At 50.9% G+C, this 21,313-nt stretch carries 15 protein-coding genes; all 15 read right to left on the reverse strand.

Annotation, left to right across the window (positions count from 1 at the left end; translation table 11 throughout):
- Window positions 1-149: 149 nt before the first annotated feature.
- Window positions 150-839, reverse strand: a complete 690-nt coding sequence (aqpZ, locus tag SPL68_RS16100) for an aquaporin Z (protein WP_323816195.1) — start codon at window positions 837-839, stop codon at window positions 150-152.
- 295 nt (window positions 840-1,134) lie between these two features.
- The gene (locus SPL68_RS16105; RefSeq protein ID WP_323816196.1) at window positions 1,135-2,037 is read right to left on the reverse strand and encodes a transglutaminase family protein; all 903 of its coding nucleotides are present in this window, start codon (window positions 2,035-2,037) and stop codon (window positions 1,135-1,137) included.
- A gap of 13 nt (window positions 2,038-2,050) precedes the next feature.
- Window positions 2,051-4,606 carry a circularly permuted type 2 ATP-grasp protein gene (locus SPL68_RS16110; protein WP_323816197.1) on the reverse strand — a complete coding sequence of 852 codons (2,556 nt, stop codon included), beginning with the start codon at window positions 4,604-4,606 and terminating at the stop codon, window positions 2,051-2,053.
- A gap of 176 nt (window positions 4,607-4,782) precedes the next feature.
- Window positions 4,783-8,190 carry a transglutaminase family protein gene (locus SPL68_RS16115; RefSeq protein WP_323816198.1) on the reverse strand — a complete coding sequence of 1,136 codons (3,408 nt, stop codon included), beginning with the start codon at window positions 8,188-8,190 and terminating at the stop codon, window positions 4,783-4,785.
- A gap of 281 nt (window positions 8,191-8,471) precedes the next feature.
- Window positions 8,472-9,194 carry a proteasome-type protease gene (locus SPL68_RS16120; RefSeq protein ID WP_323816199.1) on the reverse strand — a complete coding sequence of 241 codons (723 nt, stop codon included), beginning with the start codon at window positions 9,192-9,194 and terminating at the stop codon, window positions 8,472-8,474.
- Between the two features lie 172 nt (window positions 9,195-9,366).
- Window positions 9,367-10,218: a mechanosensitive ion channel family protein gene (locus tag SPL68_RS16125; protein ID WP_323816200.1), complete on the reverse strand. Its 852-nt coding sequence runs from the start codon at window positions 10,216-10,218 to the stop codon at window positions 9,367-9,369.
- Window positions 10,219-10,303: 85 nt separating this feature from the next.
- Window positions 10,304-11,023: an electron transport complex subunit E gene (locus tag SPL68_RS16130; RefSeq protein WP_323816201.1), complete on the reverse strand. Its 720-nt coding sequence runs from the start codon at window positions 11,021-11,023 to the stop codon at window positions 10,304-10,306.
- On the reverse strand, window positions 11,016-11,669 hold the full coding sequence (rsxG, locus tag SPL68_RS16135; RefSeq protein WP_323816202.1) for an electron transport complex subunit RsxG: 654 nt from the start codon (window positions 11,667-11,669) through the stop codon (window positions 11,016-11,018). Before rsxG ends, SPL68_RS16130 begins: the two co-directional genes overlap by 8 nt.
- Window positions 11,669-12,745: an electron transport complex subunit RsxD gene (gene rsxD, locus SPL68_RS16140; protein ID WP_323816203.1), complete on the reverse strand. Its 1,077-nt coding sequence runs from the start codon at window positions 12,743-12,745 to the stop codon at window positions 11,669-11,671. The genes rsxG and rsxD overlap by 1 nt, the downstream gene beginning before the upstream one ends.
- A gap of 2 nt (window positions 12,746-12,747) precedes the next feature.
- Window positions 12,748-15,168, reverse strand: a complete 2,421-nt coding sequence (gene rsxC, locus SPL68_RS16145; protein ID WP_323816204.1) for an electron transport complex subunit RsxC — start codon at window positions 15,166-15,168, stop codon at window positions 12,748-12,750.
- A gap of 20 nt (window positions 15,169-15,188) precedes the next feature.
- Entirely contained in the window at window positions 15,189-15,857 is a 669-nt protein-coding gene (rsxB, locus tag SPL68_RS16150; protein WP_323816205.1) for an electron transport complex subunit RsxB, read from the reverse strand.
- A gap of 35 nt (window positions 15,858-15,892) precedes the next feature.
- Entirely contained in the window at window positions 15,893-16,483 is a 591-nt protein-coding gene (rsxA, locus tag SPL68_RS16155; protein ID WP_323816206.1) for an electron transport complex subunit RsxA, read from the reverse strand.
- Window positions 16,484-16,654: 171 nt separating this feature from the next.
- Window positions 16,655-18,691: a methionine--tRNA ligase gene (gene metG / locus SPL68_RS16160; protein ID WP_323816207.1), complete on the reverse strand. Its 2,037-nt coding sequence runs from the start codon at window positions 18,689-18,691 to the stop codon at window positions 16,655-16,657.
- 102 nt (window positions 18,692-18,793) lie between these two features.
- Entirely contained in the window at window positions 18,794-19,306 is a 513-nt protein-coding gene (gene greB / locus SPL68_RS16165) for a transcription elongation factor GreB (RefSeq protein ID WP_323816208.1), read from the reverse strand.
- A complete protein-coding gene (locus SPL68_RS16170; protein ID WP_323816209.1) occupies window positions 19,306-21,300 on the reverse strand; it encodes a S9 family peptidase in 1,995 nt (664 codons plus the stop codon). The genes greB and SPL68_RS16170 overlap by 1 nt, the downstream gene beginning before the upstream one ends.
- Window positions 21,301-21,313 lie beyond the last annotated feature (13 nt).

A 21,313-nucleotide genomic window follows, 5' to 3' on the forward strand; every position in this document is an offset into this window, starting at 1 on the left:
ACGGGAAATAAATTGCCTTGAGTAACGGCTTCCCCTTTCTTGTAGTACATAAAAAAAGCCCGCATCAAAACGATGCGGGCATTTTCTCAAATCAAAACCCTGGGCTCTAGGGTTTTGACACAGTCTCCGTAGGCCGGGTTTTTTATGAGTTATTTTTCACTACCAATAAATCGATAAATAACTGCCCCAAGAATCGCTCCGACAATCGGTGCAACCCAAAATGCCCAGAGTTGGGCAACTGCCCAATCGCCTACATAGATGGCAACACCGGTACTACGCGCGGGGTTTACAGAGGTGTTGGTGACGGGGATGCTAATCAAGTGGATTAAGGTTAGCGCCAAGCCAATCGCAATGGGGGCGAATCCGGCGGGGGCGCGTTTATCGGTCGCACCTAAAATAATAATCAGAAAAAATGCGGTGAGTACCACTTCGGCGATTAATGCGGATTGCAATGAGTAACCACCGGGGGAATGTTCTCCGTAGCCGTTAGAGGCAAAGCCGCCTGCAACATCGAAACCGGGAGCGCCGCTGGCAATACAATATAAAACGCCTCCTGCTGCTATGCCGCCGAGCACTTGCGCGATTATGTAGGGTAGTAGTTGTGATGCCGGGAAGCGCCCACCCGCCCAAAGCCCGATTGAAACAGCGGGATTCAAATGGCAACCGGAAATGTGGCCGATGGCAAATGCCATAGTCAGTACGGTTAAACCAAAGGCGAGGGATACACCTAGTAAGCCTATTCCAACTTCGGGGAATGCGGCGGCAATTACTGCGCTTCCGCAACCGCCAAAGATCAACCAAAATGTTCCAAAAAACTCAGCGCCATACTGTTTCATCATTTGCTCCTGCGTATCGATGTTGATTAATTATTTTCGAAAGTTAGCGCGCTGGTAGTGCAAGGCTCACCACAAATGGATGTGTCTGTTTGTGATATCAGCAAAGTGCTAACAATCGATTTACTTTTCAAACAGCTTTTAAAACGGATGAGGCGAGTGTCTGCTTGCGCGACACTCGATCTGATCTTATATGAAAAATAGGAAACTTTAGTAACAGATCAAGTTGGATGCGGTGTTGGGTGCCACAAATATCATCGCAGCAGGAATAATTTTAGCGGATTCAAGCCACAAGCTATTTTTATAAGCCTTGAATAATGTTGTCTTCGATACGTTGAACATCAACTGAAACAAATAGTTGTGGCGAATGACCGCCACCAAAAATGACGCCTTTTAATGGCGTAACATCTGAATAGTCGCGTCCCCAAGCGGTGGTGATGTGTTGATCGCTGGTAACTTTGTTGTTGGTCGGGTCAAATTCGTACCAACCTTCACCGGGTGAATAAACAGCAAACCATGCGTGAGTTGCATCGGCGCCTACCAGTTTTTCTTGCCCGGGTGGTGGCAGTGTTTCCAGATATCCGCTGACATAACGCGCCGGATATCCCAGCGAACGCAAACAGCCAATCGCAAAGTGCGCAAAGTCCTGGCAGACGCCGCGCTTGTGTTTAAGTACATCGGCTAAGGGTGTGGCGACGTCGGAAAACTCCGGGTCGTAAGTAAAATCATTAAAAATGCGCTGGGTTAAATCCATGACGGCGGATAAAAACGGGCGGTCATCACTAAAAGATGGCGCCGCATAATCGGCCAAATCGCTGTGCGCTTGCACCATTGGTGAGTCGAGCAAAAACTCGCGCGCGCAGAGCGTTTCCCAGTCTTTACTGTTGGTCAGCAAATATTTTACGTAGGTGCAGGGGTTGCCAAAATCCAGATTGATGGTGACTGCAGTTTCTTTGATGCGAATTTCGCTGGTGATGCTCACATCCAATTCGGTGTGATCTTTTTCTATCGAAAATTGCAAAAACTGATTGCCGAAATAATCGGTGCGCATAGTGCGCGTAGTGGCATGCGGCGATACTTTTATATCGATATTTTCAATGCGTTGCTTTTCAGTTGCGCGCGGCAATACATAGGCTAGGTTGTAGCAATTGCTCACCGAAAGTGCGTATTTGTAACGCGTGCTATGAAGAATGCGGTATTTCATACAGGTTTCCGTTTTAAAGTTGATCCTGCCATTCGGTATTTTTGACCAACAATTGTGGCCCTTCGGTGTGATCGAAGTAACGTTGGCCAATCACTTTGGTTGCGGTGCTGATGAGATAGTGCAAACGCGATAACAGTTGATCCAAGTCTGTGCGAACACCATTAGTAGTTTTGGCCAGTTGTTTAATATCGCTCAGCTTTAATGCCGTTGTTGCTTCCAACAATAATTTTTGTTCGGCACTGAATTCTTCTTCTAACGATAAATCAGCGAAGTGTTCTTCGAGTTGCGTTAATTGATAAATCAATGAGCGTGGGTTTTTGGCATTGAGCATAATCATTTCCAAGCCTTGCTCAATGTGAATTCCGTTTTGATAGCGGCGGCGATAGGTAATTAAGGCTTCGCCACACAAGAGGCTGGATTCAATTAGCGTTTCCTGTTCTGTGTCTGCAAAGCCTGTCGCCAATAATGAACGCAGGGTATTCACAATTTGCAGTGCACGTTCGAGCCTGCGCCCCATCTCCATGAAGTGCCAGCCATTACCGCGCGTCATACTTTCATGAATTAATCCGGCAAATGCCAGAAGTGTAGTCACCAGCGGTGCTAAGGCTTCTTCTGGTGCGGAAAGGCTGTTGGGTTCGAGCGCCAGTTTTAATTGTTCCAACTGATCACCAATATCATTGATGACGCGCTGGGTATCGCTGGAAAATTGCTCTTTAACTTGCTCGGCTGCGTTAATCATGGCGATTAAATTATTGGCCACACTGCCGAGACGTTGGTGATCCAGAATAATCGAAATCATTTCCGGTTCAGGATTTTTAAATAGCGCTGTTTGTAAGCTGGTAAAGCCGGGGTAGGTGGCAGTGACATGCGTTACTGCACTTAAAAGCGTTCTACAAACCGCGTCTGGCAATTTTTCAGTTTTATTGAGCTGAATAAAAACGGTGCGCAATAAACGCAATGCAGATTCGGCGCGCTCAGCATAGCGCCCCATCCAAAATAAATTTTCAACTACACGGCTCGGCAGCGCGTTGGGGCTTTCGGCAGCAGGCTGCAAGTCTGCATTACGCAAGCTGATTTGTTTTTCCGGTTCAGATGCCAACACCCAGGTATCTTTAGATACAGAACCGTGTTGGTTAGAGATAATTTTTTTGTCAGTGTCGAGATTAACGCGCGTCAAACCGCCGGGCATTATCGAGTAGGAGCTTTCGCTTGCAACGGCGAAGGTACGCAATACCGATGTACGCGGTTGAATTTTTCCCTCGTGCCAGGTTGGCGTTTGCGCGCCGGTGACATATTCCTGCGCAACAAATTGCAGTGGGTTTTTGCGAATGCGATTTTGCCAAGCTTGAAGTTTTTTATCGTCCAAGTCTGCGCCATAAACTTCATAAAGGCCGGGGCGACGATAAGTAGGTTTAATCAATAAGTTTTTTAAGTTGGCGCACACGTATTCCAAATCATCGCTATTACCGCACCACCAGGTTTTGACCGATGGCATTTGCAATTCGCGCCCTAAAAGCGCTTGTGAAATTGCAGGCAAATAGCGCAAGAGTGCAGGGTTTTCCAATACGCTGGAGCCTAGTGGATTGGCGATGGCAACATGCCCCATGCGCGCTACTTCCAATAAGCCGGGAACACCTAAACGTGAATCGCCCTTTAGCTCTACTGGGTCGCAATAGACATCATCGACGCGACGCAAAATAACATCCACACGTTTTAAACCGTCGAGCGCTTTCATCCACACATAGCCGTTGCGCACACTCAGGTCACTGCCTTGCACTAATTGAAAACCTAAATAATTCGCGAGATAAGCGTGTTCAAAATAGGCTTCGTTATAAATGCCGGGTGTGAGCACCACAATGCGGGCAATGCCACCATTAGGATTTAGTTCATGTAAGCGTTGGCGTAAACGGGAAAAAAATAATGAGAGACGATGAACATGGCTGTCGCGAAATAGGCTGGGGAAAACGCGGTTCATTACAGTGCGGTTTTCCAACGCATAGCCAGCGCCAGACGGTGCCTGAGTGCGGTCAGCCATTACGCGCATACTGCCATCGGGTGCGCGCACCAAATCGGCGCCATGTAAAATTAATTGGTGATCGCCCGGTAATTTAATGTTGTTGCAGGGGCGTAAAAATCCGTGATGAGAAAATAATAATTCCGGTGGAATAACACCTTGGCGAATTAATTTTCGCTCGCCGTAAATATCTTGCAGTAACAGATTAAATAATTCTGCGCGTTCAACCAGCGCAGTTTCAATTTGGCTCCATTCGTCGCTGTTAATGAGTAGCGGAATAGGGTTGAGTTGCCAGCTTTGGTTGTTATCTGGCTCATCATAAATTTTGTAGGTGGCACCATCGTCGCGCAAAATTCGACGCGCTTTTTTCTGGCGATCTTCAATCGCATCATTACCCAGCGATTGCAAACTGTGTAATAGATAGCGCCAGTGCGGGCGAATTCCGCCTTCGCTGTCGTAGGCTTCATCCATGCCGGCCGGGGGCGATGGATAAATAAATGCCTTAATGTCGGTGGAAATGACCGGGGTTTCCATAAGTGCGGAATAAGGTTTCATGATATTGAGTTGTTTTTATGGGGGTAAATTTCATTGTAACCCGATTTTGCGCTAATGGTTGTTTAGAATAAAACGGTTTAAGGGCATTATATTTGCTGTTGTTTGTGTCTGTTGTTTACAGCAGAGGCAGCAAACAACAGACACAAATAGCAGACAGCAAATAACAGCAATAAGAATTATTTGCGTAAATCCAATGTGTGTGGATATTCATCTGCCGGTTCCTCTGGCGGCGGCGCCATAGGTCTTGGTGGATGTTTGTTCTCAAAAAATTCACGCAAAATTTTGCCTGCTGGAGTTATTGGCAGCGCTCCAGGTGTGTGGTTGATATCAAAGAAACGATTGCCACGGCGCGATTCCGCTTCATTCGCATTCACCGGGAAACGATCATAACTGCGCCCGCCGGGATGGCTGACGTGATAAGTACAGCCGCCAATACTTTTGCCGTTCCAGGTATCGATTAAATCAAACACCAATGGCGAATGAATGCCGATGGTGGGGTGCAGCGCTGAAGGCGGCTGCCAAGCGCGGTAACGCACACCGCCCACAAATTCACCTTGTTTTCCGGTCGGATTTAAACAAACACGGCGGCCATTGCACGCGAGTATGTATCTGCCCGGCACTAAACCGCTGACTTTAACTTGCAAGCGTTCGAGTGATGAGTCCACATAGCGCGAAGTGCCGAAGCTACTCACTTCTTCACCGAGTACATGCCAGGGCTCAATCGCCCAGCGCAGTTCGATTTGAATATCATCCAATTGCACGCGGCCATAATGTGGAAAACGGAATTCTTCAAATGCGGCGAGCCATTCAAGCTGGAAGGGATAGCCGTGTGCATTTAAATCTTTTACCACATCGCGTAAATCTTCCCACACATAATGCGGCAGCATAAATTTGTCGTGCAATAAAGTGCCCCAGCGCACCAGTGGTTTTTTGTAGGGCTCTTTCCAGAAACGGCTGATCAAGCAGCGCAATAATAAAATTTGTACCAATGACATGCGCGCGTGTGGCGGCATTTCAAATCCGCGGAATTCCAGAATCCCTTGGCGACCACTTGCCGTGCCCGGTGAATAAAGTTTATCGATACAAAATTCCGAGCGATGGGTATTGCCGGTAATATCAATTAATAAATTGCGCATCAATCTATCGACTAACCAAGGTTGATCGACAATGCCGTCGGGCATTTGCTGAAAGGCAATTTCCAATTCGTAAAGCATTTCATCGCGGCCTTCATCGACGCGCGGTGATTGGCTGGTCGGCCCGATAAATAAACCGGAAAACAAATAGGAGAGGCCGGGATGATGCTGCCAATAGGTGACTAAACTGCGCAGCAAATCTGGTCGGCGTAAAAACGGGCTGTTGGCTGGTGATGAACCGCCGAAGGTGACATGGTTGCCGCCGCCGGTGCCTGAGTGGCGGCCATCGAGCATAAATTTCTCGGTGCCCAAACGGCATTGACGTGCGTCTTCATAGAGCGCTTCAGTGTTGCGTACCAATTCCGGCCATGACTCTACCGGATGAATATTCACTTCAATCACGCCCGGGTCAGGGGTAATTAAAAATTTCTTCAAGCGATAATCTTTGGGCGGCTCATAGCCTTCCAGCACCACCGGCATATTCAATTCGGACGCGGTTGCCTCAATCGCTTCAATTAAGGCAACGTAATGTTCGAGGTAAGTCAATGGTGGCAAAAATAAATGCAAGCGACCATCGCGCGCTTCAAAACACAATGCGGTGCGAATGACATAACCTGCTTCAAGATAATTTGGTTTTGGTGCATTGCTTGATGCGCTTGGCTGCTCGGAAATTTTTTGCGCGTTGACCTGTGCTGCATTTTTATCTGCCGAGAGCACAGCGGCTTGTTGGCCAGCCGGTGCTAGCGGTTTGCGAGTGGCGAGAGGATCGCTCTCTGGCTGATAGCGTTCGTAATCGTGCTGCGGAAATTCAAGTGAGTTCAATGGCAAACGCAAACCGAGTGGCGAGTCGCCCGGTGTTAACATCAGTTCGCCAGTGCGCAATTTCCAGCGCCCAGTTAACCAGCGTTGGTTGGCGTAGTTCCACTCCATTGGCAGTACATAACCGCTTTCAGTATTGAGTCCGCGAGTTAATAGTTTTGCGATACGGCGCCGTTCCAAATCATCTTTTAAGTCGGCTTTTAACGGATTGATATTGGCCGGTAAATTTTGCTCTGCCCACAAGTAATAGAGCACATCTTCATAGGCGGGAATTAGGTGATCGTTATTGACCTGAATTTTTTCGCAGAGTAATTGCGCGAATTTTTTTGCCTCGACATGAGTGAGGCCGTAATTTTTATCGGCGCGCGCCAGCAAGTTAGGATTGCGCCAGAGCGCTTGACCATCGGTGCGCCAAAAACAGCCCAGCGCCCAGCGTGGCACTTCTTCACCGGGATACCATTTACCTTGGCCATAATGCAGCAAACCATTAGGGGCAAAGGTGTTGCGCATACGCAGCAACAAATCTTTGGCGAGGCGCAATTTGTCGGCGCCCAGCGCACCGGTATTCCACTGCTCGGATTCCATATCGTCGATGGAGACAAACGTAGGTTCGCCACCGGTAGTCAGGCGCACATCCTGATCGATCAACTCTTTATCAACCGCTGCGCCTAATGCATTAATCGTTTTCCATTGTTCCTCGGTATAAGGCTTGGTGACGCGTGGGTCTTCAAGGATGCGAAATACTTCGTTGCTGTAGCTGAATTCCACTTCGCATTTGCTGGTGGCACCGGTGATAGGCGCGGCGGAAATAGGATCTGGCGTGCAGGCAAGCGGGATGTGACCTTCGGTGGCGAGTAAGCCGGATGTGGGATCAAGCCCGATCCAGCCTGCGCCGGGAACATAAATTTCGGTCCATGCATGCAAATCAGTAAAGTCTTTTTCGGGGCCGCTGGGGCCGTCGAGCGCTTTAATGTCGGAGGTGAGTTGTACCAAATAGCCAGATGCAAAACGTGCGGCATAACCGAGATGTCGGAAGATCTGCACCAGCAGCCATGCGCTGTCGCGGCAGGAGCCTTTAGCGAGCGTCAGGGTTTCTTCGCAGCTTTGAATACCGGGTTCAAGGCGCACGCCATAGCCGATTTTTTGCTGCACCATCTGGTTGATGCTCACTATAAAGTCGTTGATTGACCAAGGCGTTTCACTGAGTTCGCGATGGCGAATATCGGCTTTGATCTGCTCGACAATCGCCATCAGCTGCGCGCCACTTTCGGTTACTTCCAGATAGGGAACCAGCTCGCGCTGTAATTGTTCATCGTATTTAAACGGTACATGTTGCGCATATTCCTCCACAAAAAAATCGAAGGGATTGATGGAAGTCATATCCGCAACCACTTCCACTTCAAACGAAAGTGACTTGGTTTGCTCAGGGAATACCAAACGCGCCTGAAAATTTCCGAAGGGATCTTGCTGCCAGTTAATAAAGTGGTCAGCCGGTTCGATTTTCAGTGAGTAGCTGTGAATTTTAGTGCGGCTGTGCGGCGCTGGGCGCAGGCGCAACACATGGGGGTAAAGCGTGGTCAGACGGTCAAAGTCGTATTGGGTCTTATGGTGAATGGCAACGCGGATAGCCATAAATCAATTCCTTCCTGCATAGTGCGGTTTATGTATCATGCTGGTGCATTCAAGTGTGCATCAGGCTGGCAAAAGGGCAAGTTATTATCATCCTCAAAGGTTGTTACGCTCTGTAGATCGCTATTGCATGTTTAATTTGATTCTTCCAGTTATAAGGCAATAACTACACCATAAGTGTTCGGGCATAGTGATGGTGCTCAATAGATGGCGTAGCGAGCGGCCATAAAAAAACGCCAGTACCGAGCGGGATACTGGCGTTTTATTTATTAATCCATACGAGATTAATTCTGTGGTGGTGGCAGCGGCATCTGCGAGAAGGCTTCCACGATAAGGCGATCCCAGGATTTGGTGAGTTCGCGCAGGTATTCGTTATCGGCCTCAAATACGCTGTGCTGCATAAGGCCGCTGTTGGTGGCGTAGCTCATCAGCTCAATCGGAGGGCCAACCGTGAGATTGGACTTCATAGTGGAGTCCATCGATACCAGTGCGCAAAGTGAAGCGGTATCCAAACCGGTTTCAGGCTTGAGGATGCGGTCGAGAATCGGCTTGCCGTATTTGCTTTCGCCAATTTGCAGATAAGGCGTTTGGTTCGAGGTGGTGATGTGATTGCCCTGCGGATAAATCATCATTACTGCCGGGGTTTCCAAACCAATCTGGCCGCCCAACAAGAAGCTGGCCTCAAAACTCACATTGGAATTGTTATTGGCGTGTTTCTCTTGCACAGCAACGCTGATTTCGCCCACATAGTCGGCAATCTCATTGATGCTATCGAGGGTGGCGATACTGATGTCAGCGCCTTCTTTCACGTCCTTACGAATTTTCGCGATCACCGCCTGAGTAGTGGCAAGATTTCCAGCAGAATTGATCACAAGTTGGCGCTCGCCTTGAATGCCAAAGTGATACATCTTGCTATAGGTGCTGACCTGATCAACACCCGCATTGGTACGTGAATCTGAACAAAAGATCAGACCCGCATCGACTTTGATCGCAACGCAATAGGTCATAACAGCAACCGGGATAAAAAAAGGGCGCTTAGGTTAAGAGTCGAAGGGAGGGGCGTCAAGGTCAATTTGGCGCATTAAACAAACACTTACAACCGGCAGTGAGAGGCTGCACCAAAGGTGGGCGAGAGCGATTGCTCTCGCCGGAGAAGGGATTGTTTTTTTCGGTATTGTCTTAGGTATTGTCTTCGGTGTTGTCTTTGGATTTGCCAGTGGGCTGTTCCCAGTGGATATCCATTTGCGGGAAAGGAATGCTGATGCCGTTGTCATCAAACGCTTGTTTGATTTTTTCGGTCAGGTCGAATTTCACGGCCCAGTAATCGCCGCTCAACACCCAAGGGCGCACATAGAAATTCACACTACTGGCCCCTAGTTCGCCTACCGCAATCAAGGGTTCCGGCTCTTTCAGGATACGGCTGTCTTGCCCAATGATTTCGCTGATGACTTCGCGCGCTTTGCGCATGTCATCGCCATAACCGATACCAAAAATCATATCGATACGGCGGGTGCCGGTAGCGGAGTAGTTGATGATGTTGCTGCTATAGATAGTGCCGTTAGGAACCGTGACTTGTTTGTTGTCGCCGGTATGCATGATGGTGGAGAAAATACCGATTTTATCGATGCTACCGGCAATACCTGCAACCTCAACAAAATCGCCTGCCTTGAAGGGGCGGAACACCAGCAGCATAAAGCCAGCGGCGAAGTTTTGCAGAGAGCCTTGCAGGGCCAAACCGATGGCCAAACCAGCAGCACCGATGATGGCGATAACAGAATTGGTATTAACACCCAGTTGATCCAACGCCGCGATGATAACAACGATGGTTAAAATTGCGCGCAATAATGATTGGATAAAATCGACCAGAATTGCTTCCAGCCGCGTGCGGCCAAGGATCTTCCCGACGATATTGCAGATAATTTTGACGACTATTTGCCCGATGATAAAAATCAGCAGGGCAAGAAAAATCTTCATACTCCATGGGACTACATATTGGTTAAAGAGCTTAATGAGGTTCTCTTCTTCAAACATGGGGACTCCTGTTTTGTTGTTTGTTGTCTTACACCTTAGTGTTTAGGGTGGCCGAGGTGCGCAGCCACGTGATGACTGGCGATTCTTAGGCAACTGAGCCGGTGGTACGCACACGTTTGCTGGTTTTGGTGACGGGGGCTTTGCGTGCATCAGCACGTTTTTTCAGCTGTGCATCAATGGCGTTTTTCCCAGCGATGAGAAAGCCCACGACGATAAAAGCACCGGGTGGCAGCAGAGCAAAGATCACATTGGGATAGCTGTTGCCAAATACATTCAGCTGCCAGCTGCGCGCCGATTCGCCGAAGATCAGCTGCATATCGGCAAATAAATGACCGGTTCCAAGCAGTTCGCGAACGGCGCCAACGGCCAGCAGTACCAGCATAAAACCCATGCCCATCATAAAACCGTCAACCAGCGCGGGTAGCAGTTTGTTTTTGCTGGCAAAGGCATCGGCGCGGCCAAGCACTGCGCAGTTGGTCACAATCAGCGGGATGAAAATACCCAGAATCAGATACAGCTCGTAGGTAAACGCTTTCATCAGTAATTCGGTGCAAGTCACTGCCGAGGCGATAATCATTACAAATGCGGGCAGGCGCACCGCATCGCTCACCTGATGGCGAATCAGTGACACCACGCAGTTAGAAATAATCAGCACTAACAGGGTTGCTAAACCCAACCCCAGCGCATTGACCACAGTCGAGCTAACGGCCAGCAGCGGGCAGAGGCCGAGCAGCTGCACCAGCGCAGCATTGTTGCTCCACAGACCCTTTTGGGTAATTTCTTTGTAATCTACGCCATTACTCATTGGCTTCACCTGACTGTTCTTGGGCGGCATCAGCAAACAGACTTTGCTGGTTGGCGGTGACAAATTCAAGCACACGTTTCACCTGTCCGACAACCGCACGCGGGGTGATAGTTGCGCCGGCAAATTGATCAAAATCGCCACCGTCTTTTTTGACTTTCCAGCGATCAATAAACGGCAATTGCAAACTTTTTGTATTAAAACCCAGAATCCATTGGCTTTTTTTCAGGTCGATTTTATCGCCCAGACCTGGAGTTTCTTTATGGCGCAGCACGCGCACACCCGCGAGGCTGCCATCGCGATTGACGCCGACAATCATTTCAATATCGCCTGAATAGCCATCGGGCGCTACCGCAGGCACGATCAGCGCGGTGATTTCGCCATTCAGGCGGGCGCGATGAATCACTGCGCCGCTGCGAACATTCAGCGCTTGCAGGGCATCGAGTGGCACGGGGATGACATCGGTAAGCATGTCGTTGTCGTGGGTTTGCAGCGGGACTATCTCAAACAAAGCACGTTGCTGAGCTGCGCGTTCAGCGGTGGCGATGCGGTCTTTGGTCCAGAGATTGGTCAGGGCCAGCGTGCCTGCAGTCGCCAGCGCAAAGGCAGCGAGCAACAAACTGTTTTTGCTAATGGAGCGGCCGAGCATTAGTGACCTCCATCCTGTTTGTTTGAATCGGTCGCGCGACGCGGTTTTTTATGGCCGTAGGTGCGCGGTGTTGTGTAGTAATCGATAAAAGGCGCAGCAAAGTTCATCAACAACACAGCAAAACCGACACCATCGGGATAGCTGGTTCCCCAAGTGCGGATCACATAAATAGTCACGCCGATCAAGGCGCCATAAACCATACGCCCGCGCACACTAACCGCTGAGCTAACCGGATCGGTCACGATAAAAAATGCACCGAGCATGGTCGCGCCGGAGAGCAGATGGAAAATCGGCGAGCCGCCAGAGTTGGAACTGCCTGAATCGTAAAACAGCGCAGCCATGACCGTGAGTGCGGCCAGCATGGAAATAGGGGCGTGCCAGGTAAACGCTTTTTTGTAGAGCAGATAAATGCCCCCAATCAAAAAGGCGATGTTTACCCACTCCCAGCCTGCACCAGCCCAACGGCCAGTAGCAAACACGGGTTCTTGTTGATACAAATCGGCAAGGGTTTGACCACTGTTTTGTTTCATCACATCCAGCACTGTGGCCGAGCTGTAGCCATCGATACCTGTGCCTAAAAAGACTTTTTCCAGAGCCGCTATAAGGCTAGGTACCGTTTGACCATCGGCCAGCATAGGTAGCGGTGTTGCCCATTGGGTCATCTGTACTGGAAATGAAATCAGCAGAAGAACATAGGCCACCATCGCCGGGTTAAACGGGTTGAAACCCATGCCGCCGTAGAGCTGTTTGGCGAGCACAATGGCGATAAACGCGGCGCTGACTACCAGCCACCAAGGGCAGTAGGGCGGCAGGGATACGCCAATCAATACACCCGTAACCAATGCCGAGCAATCACGCAAATAAAACATAACCGGGCGCGCACGAAGTTTCATCACCAGTGCTTCAAAGGCGATACAGCTCAGGCTCGCGAGCAACACATTGATCAGTACACCTGTGCCGAAAAAATGCACCAGCGCCGCTATCCCCGGAAAGGTGGCGTAGACCACAAGGCGCATCAAACGCCCGGTGCGATTGGCACCGTGGGTATGGGGTGAGGTGATATTTAATAACGCCATGATCAGGCCAACTCTTTCAATTTGTCTTCCAGTTTGGATACGCCGGCGCGGAAAGCTTCAACATTCGAATCATTTTCTGCTTCCGCTTTCGCTAAACGCTCGCGCGCTTTTTGCAAGCGGGTCTGCAGCGATTGAATCTGTTCAGCGCGTTTTTCATCGTCGCTCATATTGGCCAGAGCTGCAGCTTTGGCCTTGGCTTTTTCAATCGCAGCCTGCGCAGCGCTCATTTCTGTAGAAACTGGCTCGCTCGATACTGGCTCAGCCGTAGCTTCTGTTGCTGGCGCTGGAGCCGGTGCTACGGGGGCGGCAGGCTCATCTTTAATACCTAGCGCGGTCAGCTCAGCAAGCGCTTCGGCGACTTTTTGCTGCAACTTTTCTGCACCCTGTTGTAGTGCATCCACATGCGGGCTGCCGTCAGCTTTTGCGGCGGCGACTTTTTCTTCGGCCTTGCTCAAGCGCGAGCGCAGGGATTCCAAATTAGCCTTGGCTTTATCTTCCGGCGACATGGTCAGCTTGGCTTGTGCGCGGGCGATAGCAGCGGCAACCGGATCATTGGTATCCACTGGCGCGGCGGCCGCAGGTGCTACCACGGTCGTCGCAGAGGGAGTCGCAACTGGAGTGCTGGCGATAAAGTCCGCCAGTTTTTTCTCGGCTTCTGCGAGTTTCAATTCCGCTTGTTTGATACGCGCCTGCTGTTTAACCAGCTGTTCCTCCGTGATGGGCTTGCTAACCTCATTCGGCACCAGCGGTTTTTGCGCAAACTCCAAAGTGTTTTTGGCGGCGGCCAGCAAGCGCTCCAACTTGGCTTTTTGCTCATCGGGCGATATTTGCACCGCGCCAGCTTTGGCTACGGCGGCGCTAATCACATCGCCAGCTGGCGCTGTTGATGCCGTGGCCGGCGCAGCTGATGTTGGAGCATTGGCCGCTTTTTCGGCCAGTTTTTTCTTGGCTTCTTCCGCTGCTTTTTGGCGCGCCAGACGCTTGGCTTCTTTTTCCGCCTCTTCTTTGGCGATGCGCTGTTGGCGGAACTCAAAGCGTTGGCGCGAGCGGTCGGACTTCTCTTTTTCTATCTCGTGCAGGCGGATGCTGCCTTTGGCTGCGCGATAGTACTGCACCAGCGGAATAGTGCTGGGGCAGACATAAGAGCAGGCACCACACTCGATGCAATCGAACAGGTTGTGCGATTCCAAGCGATCATAATCTTCCGCCTGTGCATACCAGAACAGCTGCTGTGGCAACAGGCTCGCGGGGCAGACTTCGGCGCAGATGCCGCAGCGAATACAGGCTTGCGCTGGCTGGGGGGCGGGTAATTCCTGCTTGCTAGGTGCCAGTATGCAGTTGGTGGTTTTGATTACTGGTGCGACCAGATCCAGCAGGGTAAAGCCCATCATTGGCCCACCCATTACTACGCGCGAGGCGCGGCTGGCATCAAAACCATGTTGGTCGAGCAAATAATCGATAGGTGTACCTATTAATACATCGACATTGCGTTGGATGCCGAGGGACTCGCCTACCACTGTAGTAATGCGCGATACCAGCGGCTCGCCGAAACGCACCGCACGCCATGCAGCCACTGCGGTACCCACGTTGGCACAGATAACGCCTATATCTGCCGAGTGATGGCCGCTGGGGATTTCGCGTCCGGTCAGAATTTGAATCAGCTGTTTGGCGCCGCCCGAGGGGTATTTGGTCGGGAAGGAGACAACTTGAATTTTGGCGGCTTCCGGGTCAGTCGCGGCCGCACCAGCAACGGCCGCTTTTACGGCGGCAATGGCTTTGGGTTTGTTGTCTTCAATGCCGATCAACAACTTTTGGGGGTGATGCAATATATGGCTGAGCAGCAATGTGCCTGCGACCAATTCATTGGCGCGCACCTGCATCAACATATCGTCGGCGGTGATGTAAGGCTCACATTCGGCGCCATTCAGGATCAGGGTGTCGATCACTTGAGTCGATTTAGGCGCAAGCTTAACGGCGGTAGGAAAGCCTGCTCCACCCAAACCAGCGACACCAGCGGCGCGGATTTTATCGAGCAGGGTGAGGCGATCCAGACTGCGGTAGTCATCGCAGGGAGTAAGACCGATCCATTCATCTTTGCCATCTGGCTCGATTACGATGGAATCAGCATTCATGCCCGACGGATGAGGAATGGCGCGCTCTTCAATAGCGATTACAGTGCCGGAAGTTGAGGCATGAGTGTTGGCGCTGAAAGTGCCGTCGGCGGCGCCAATCAACTGGCCAGCAAGTACACGCTCGCCCACTTGCACGACTGGCTGCGCGGGCGTTCCTATATGTTGATTGAGTGGGATTACCAGTACTGGCGGTAGCGGCACTGAGCCCAGCGGCAGCTGCATGGACTGGTCTTTATGCTCAGGCGGATGAATGCCGCCGGGCAGTTCCCATACTTTGATCAGGCTTGTCATCTCGGCAAGTGTCTCGTCGATTATGCGGCTTGGTCGCCGTCGCGTTGTCCGCCATACGCCTGACCGCGCCCTTGATCAGAGGCAATCAAATTCACTTCGCTGGCAACTACATGGAATACAGGGGTCTGGTTGGTAGCGGGCAAATCCCACTTCCAGGTCTTGAGGTCGGTTTCCACCGGAATCATATCGATACAATCCACCGGGCAAGGCTCTACGCAGAGGTCGCAACCGGTACATTCATCGGCGATAACCGTGTGCATATGTTTGGCGGCGCCGAGGATCGCATCCATCGGACAGGCCTGAATACACTTGGTGCAACCGATACATTCATCTTCGCGGATATAGGCAACACGTTTTACATCCAGATGTTCACCGTGTTCTGCGTCGAGTGATGGCGCTTCTACATCGAGTAAATCCGCCAACGCATTGATGGTTGCTTGGCCGCCGGGTGGACATTTATTGATGGCTTCGCCGCCGGCGATAGCTTGTGCGTAGGGGCGGCAGCCGGGGTGGCCACATTGACCACATTGGGTTTGCGGCAGTAGGGCGTCGATCTGTTCAACAATAGGGTCGCCTTCCACTTTGAACTTAACGGCGGCAAAACCCAGCACGGCGCCAAATGCCGCCGACAGGCCACCGAGCGCAAGTAGCGCGCTGAGGATGGGATTCTGGATAATAAAATCGATCATGCCAGTACCAGAGTGAGTGGTTATAAGGTTGTCGGTTATTGCAGGCTGACCAGCCCGCCAAAGCCCATAAATGCCAGAGCCATCAGTCCGGCGGTAACCATGCCAATGGCGGCGCCTTTAAAGGGGGCTGGCACATCGGCCACGGCCAAGCGCTCACGCATAGCAGAGAAGAGCACCAGCACCATCGCAAAACCCAGCGCGCCGCCAAAACCATAGATGGCGGATTCAAAAAAGCTGTGGGCTTTTTGGGTGTTGAGCAGAGCGACACCCAATACCGCGCAGTTCACGGTAATCAGCGGCAAAAACACGCCCAGTACGCGATAAAGCAGCGGGCTGGTTTTTTCCATAAACATTTTGACGAACTGCACTACCGCGGCGATCACCAGAATAAAGGCGATGGTGCGCAGGTATTGCAGCTCCAGTGGCGCAAGAATCCATTTATCGACCAGATAGGTACAAATCGATGCCAGCGTCATTACGAAGGTTGTCGCGCCAGCCATACCTATGGCGCTCTCCAACTTGTTGGATACACCCATAAACGGGCAGAGACCGAGGAATTGCGCCAGAACAAAGTTGTTCACCAGCACAGTACTGAGCAGGATGATGGCTAATTCACTGAAACTCATAGTGTTTTTCCGCTGGGAAAGGATCGGATGCGAGGTTGTGTATTATCGGTAAGCGGAGAAGGATTCTCAATAAAAATGACACAAACCCTTATGGGGGTTTTTTATATCCTTATAAATTCTCCGGTTATGCCTCCTTCTTTAACGGATAAAAAAGGAGGCTGGGGGAGTGGCTTACATCACCCGTTGGCCTGGTTTAGCGCCAGTGTGCGGCTCAAGCAGGTAGATTTCTTTGTCACCGGGGCCGGCGGCCAGCACCATGCCTTCGCTCATGCCGAACTTCATTTTGCGTGGCTTGAGGTTGGCGACAACAACGGTGAGTTTGCCAACCAAATCTTTCGGGTCGTAGGCGCTTTTGATGCCGGAGAAGACATTGCGCGTTTCACCGCCCAAATCCAGCGTTAGGCGCAGTAACTTGTCGGAACCTTCTACGTGTTCGGCGTTGGCGATCAGGGCGATGCGCAAATCCACTTTGGCGAAATCGTTAAACTCGATTTCGGCGGCGATAGGATCATCCGCCAAAGGGCCAGTAGCTTTAGGTGCAGCGGTGGCGAGAGCTTCTTTGCTGGCGTCGATCATTGCATCTACCTTGTCTTTTTCCACGCGGGTCAGCAGTGGTTTGAATTCGTTGATTTGCTCACCGGCACGGAAACTTACCGGCGCATTCCAATTCAGGGTTTCACCCAAAAAGGCTTCGGCGTCGGCAGTCAGTGCGGGCAGCACTGGTTTCAAGTAGGTCAGCAATGCGCGGAACATATTGATGCCCTGGGTACAAACTGCTTGGGTCTGCGCTTCGGCGCCCGCTTGTTTGGCCAGTTTCCACGGCTCTTGGGTGGCGATGTACTCGTTCGCAGCATCGGCCAGCGCCATAATCTCGCGCATGGCTTTGCTGTAATCGCGCGCTTCGTAATAGTCGGCGATGGTTTCACCGGCATCGACAAACTTTTGCCACAGATTTTTATCGGCAATCTCATGCGCTAAAACGCCGCCCGCATTGTTGATGAACTTGGCGGTACGGCTGGCGATGTTCACTACCTTGCCAACCAAGTCCGAATTCACGCGCTGGATAAAATCTTCCAGATTCAGGTCGATATCATCCACCGCGCTGGTCAATTTGGCGGCGAAGTAGTAACGCAGGTATTCCGGATTCAGGTGATCGAGGTAGGTGCGGGCATTGATAAAAGTGCCGCGCGATTTACTCATCTTGGTGCCGTTCACGGTCAAAAAGCCGTGTACGCAAATTTTGCTCGGGGTGCGCAAATTCGCTGAATGCAGCATCGCAGGCCAAAAGAGCGCGTGGAAGTTGACGATGTCTTTGCCGATAAAGTGATACACCTCAGCGGTTGAGTCCGGCTTCCAGTAGTCGTACCAATCTTCGCCTTTCTTATCGAGCAAGTTCTTCAAGCTGGCGATATAGCCGATAGGCGCATCCAGCCAGACGTAGAAATATTTGCCGGTTTCACCGGGAATCTCAAAACCGAAGTAGGGCGCATCGCGCGAGATATCCCATGACTGCAAGCCGGCATCGAGCCATTCAGCCATCTTGTTGGCGACTTCATCTTGCAGATGACCAGCGCGCGTCCAGCCTTTCAAGAAATCACTGAATTCCGGCAGGGTAAAAAAGAAATGCTCGGAGTCTTTGGCTACCGGCGTCGCACCGGAAATCGCTGATTTGGGATTGATCAAGTCCATTGGCGAATAGGTTGCGCCGCATTTTTCACAGTTATCGCCGTATTGATCTTCAGTCTTACATTTTGGGCAAGTGCCTTTGATGTAGCGGTCGGCCAAAAACAGTTGTTTTTCTGGATCGTAAGCTTGAGTGATACTTTTGCTGGCGATATGACCATTGGCCTTCAAACGGCCATAAATCATGCTCGACAGCTCGCGGTTTTCATCCGAGTGAGTCGAGTGATAGTTATCAAATGCGATATTAAACGCAGCAAAGTCGGCTTCATGCTCGGCCTTCACATTGGCAATTTGCTGCTCGGGTGAATGCCCCAACTGCTCGGCTTTAAGCATGATCGCGGTACCGTGAGCGTCATCGGCGCACACATAAGTACAATCCACACCACGCATTTTCTGGAAACGCACCCAAATATCGGTCTGGATATATTCCACCAAATGACCGAGGTGAATCGAGCCGTTGGCGTAAGGCAGGGCGCTAGTAACAAGAATCTTGCGGGGCGACGTTTTGTTGGGCGATTGGATCATGGATATAAACCTGTCAAATCCGATGTTTATGGCTGGTCGCTTGGCTATGCCAGCGAAAAAATGGGGCGCACTATAGCATTTTGTCGCCCCTCTGTGGCGGGGCTAATCCTGATCGTAGGGTTTGTAATCAATCGCGGTGATGTAAAACACTTCTTCGCCTTCGGGTTTTTTCAATACGATTTCATCGTCCAAACGTTTGCCGAGCATGGCTTTGGCGAGCGGTGAATCCATACTCAACTTTTGACGTACCACATCAAATTCATCGGGGCCGACGATCTGGTAAGTTTTTTCATTGCCGTCCTCATCTTCCAATGTCACCCATGCGCCAAAAAAAACTTTCTCGCGGTCATCCGGCAGGCGGTCAACCACCGTCAGCACTTCCATTCGTTTGGATAAAAAGCGCACACGCGAGTCGATTTCACGCAGGCGACGTTTACCGTAAATGTAATCACCGTTCTCGCTGCGGTCGCCGTTTTTTGCCGCTTCATGCACAACCTGAGTGACTTGCGGCCGCTCAATTTTCCACAATTGTGTGACTTCATCTTTCATGCGTTTAAAACCGGCGGCGGTAATGTAGGCCGAGCCTTTTACGCTGGGGGGGCGCCAACGTCCCATTAGTTATCTCCAAAAACACTGAGGTAAAAATTCAATTCTTCATTGAGTGCGCGCTGAATGTTTTGTGCTTGGCGAAAGCCGTGCGCCTCTTCTTCAAAGGTCACATATTTTGTCATTATGCCTTTGGTTTGTAGCGCGGCGACCATCGCCTCGGCTTGTGCTGGCGGCACTACTTTATCTTGCAAACCCTGCAAAAAAATCACCGGGCAATTGAGTTGATCTATGTGATGAATGGGTGAGCGCTCTTGATAGACTTTTTGCTGCGCAGGATATTCACCGACCAACGAATCCAAATAATGCGCTTCAAATTTATGAGTGTCGCGCGCGAGTGCTTCCAAATCGCCAATGCCGTACAAGCTTGCGCCCGCTTTGAATACATCGCTAAACGTGAGTGCGGCCAGCGTTGTGTAACCGCCGGCACTGGAGCCGCGAATGGCGACTTTATTTTTGTCGATGAGATTCTGCGTCGCCAAATAATCCACACCGCTGCAGACATCGATCACATCGGTAATGCCCCAATTGTTTTTTAAACGGTCGCGATACTGTTTGCCGTAGCCAGTGCTGCCGCGATAGTTCACATCCAACACAGCAAAGCCGCGGCTGGTCCAGAATTGAATTTTTAAATTGAGCGAGCTTTCGGTAGCGCCAGTCGGGCCGCCGTGACACATCACCAAGAGTGGTGGAAGCTGTTCAGCGTTTTGCACAACGTCGGGATTAGTGGGCGCATAAAAAAATCCGTACGCAACTTCGCCATCGCGGGTGGGGAATTCAATCGCTTGTGGCGAGGAAAAATAATTCGCATCCAGTGTTTGCGGGCTGTTAGTCAGTGAGCTAATTTCGCCATTTTCATAACACCAGAGCTGCACACTTTGAGTGGCGCTGGCAGCGATAAAATAACCTTTGCCGTTATGGCAATGGACGCTAGAAATATCGCGAAAATCTGTGTCGATTTTAGTCAGGGTATTGGCTTCGGAATTGATCACACCAAGTTGCCAAAACCCTTTGTGCGAATAGCAGCAGAGAATCTCAGTGGGTGATAAAAAGCCATACGAACTCATGCCAAACACCCACTGAGGTGTGGCGAATTCAGCATTCGTCAGGCAAAGCGCTTGGCTGCTGGTGCTGTCCCAGCGATAAATGTTCCACCAATTGCTGCGGTCTGATACAAAAAACAATTCACCTGCTGCCGACCATTGCGGTTGGAAGATCGATTCATGATTGCTACCTGCGACAATAGTGGTGCGAATAATGTCGCCGGGCAAATCCAATTCGAGCAGCACACATTCACTGCCATCCCAAGGCATATTCGGGTGATTCCAGCGCAAAAAACTGAGCTGGGTGCCGCCGGATGATAAACGCGGGTTGGAATAAAAATCGGCGCCCTGTGCAAGTGTGTGGACATCGCCTTTGGTTAGATTTAACGCAACAATTGAACTGTTCGGGTGATGCGCATCCTGGGTGCAATCCTCGCGCACTGCAATCAGGCGATTGCGAATGGGGTCGTAACAAAAATCGGCGTAGCGATAGGCCCCATCTGGTGTAATAGCATGTGCTTGTCGGGTTTTCAGGTCATAGCGATAAATACGCTGGTCGCTATCCAACACATAAAAAATCGCCTGAGCGGTCGCCAAATAAGCGCCGCCACCATATTCGTGCGCGCGAGTGCGAATGCTGTGGGGAGCGGGTAATAATTCGGTGCGTACACCGGCTGTTTCGCACACCAATGCCGTGCGGCCTTTTTCTTGCGGGCGCGATTCCAGCCAGTAAACGCGATCATCAACAGCTTGCGGCTCGCTGATGCGAACCCCTTGTGCGGTGAGTAGCTCGGCGCTAATGGGCGATGGCCAATGGCCGTAGGCAGTATTGCTTGATGAAGTATTTGTCATGGTGATGCTTAATCCGTGCAATAGATAAGTCGGTATTTTGCCTCTCTCGCTAAAGCATGGGCAAGGCAGGGTTTTTATTTGCATGGCTTTGGGCTTTAATGCGCCCATTAATCAGGTGCTT

It is taken from the genome of Cellvibrio chitinivorans, assembly GCF_035117775.1.
Classification (GTDB): Bacteria; Pseudomonadota; Gammaproteobacteria; order Pseudomonadales; family Cellvibrionaceae; genus Cellvibrio; species Cellvibrio chitinivorans.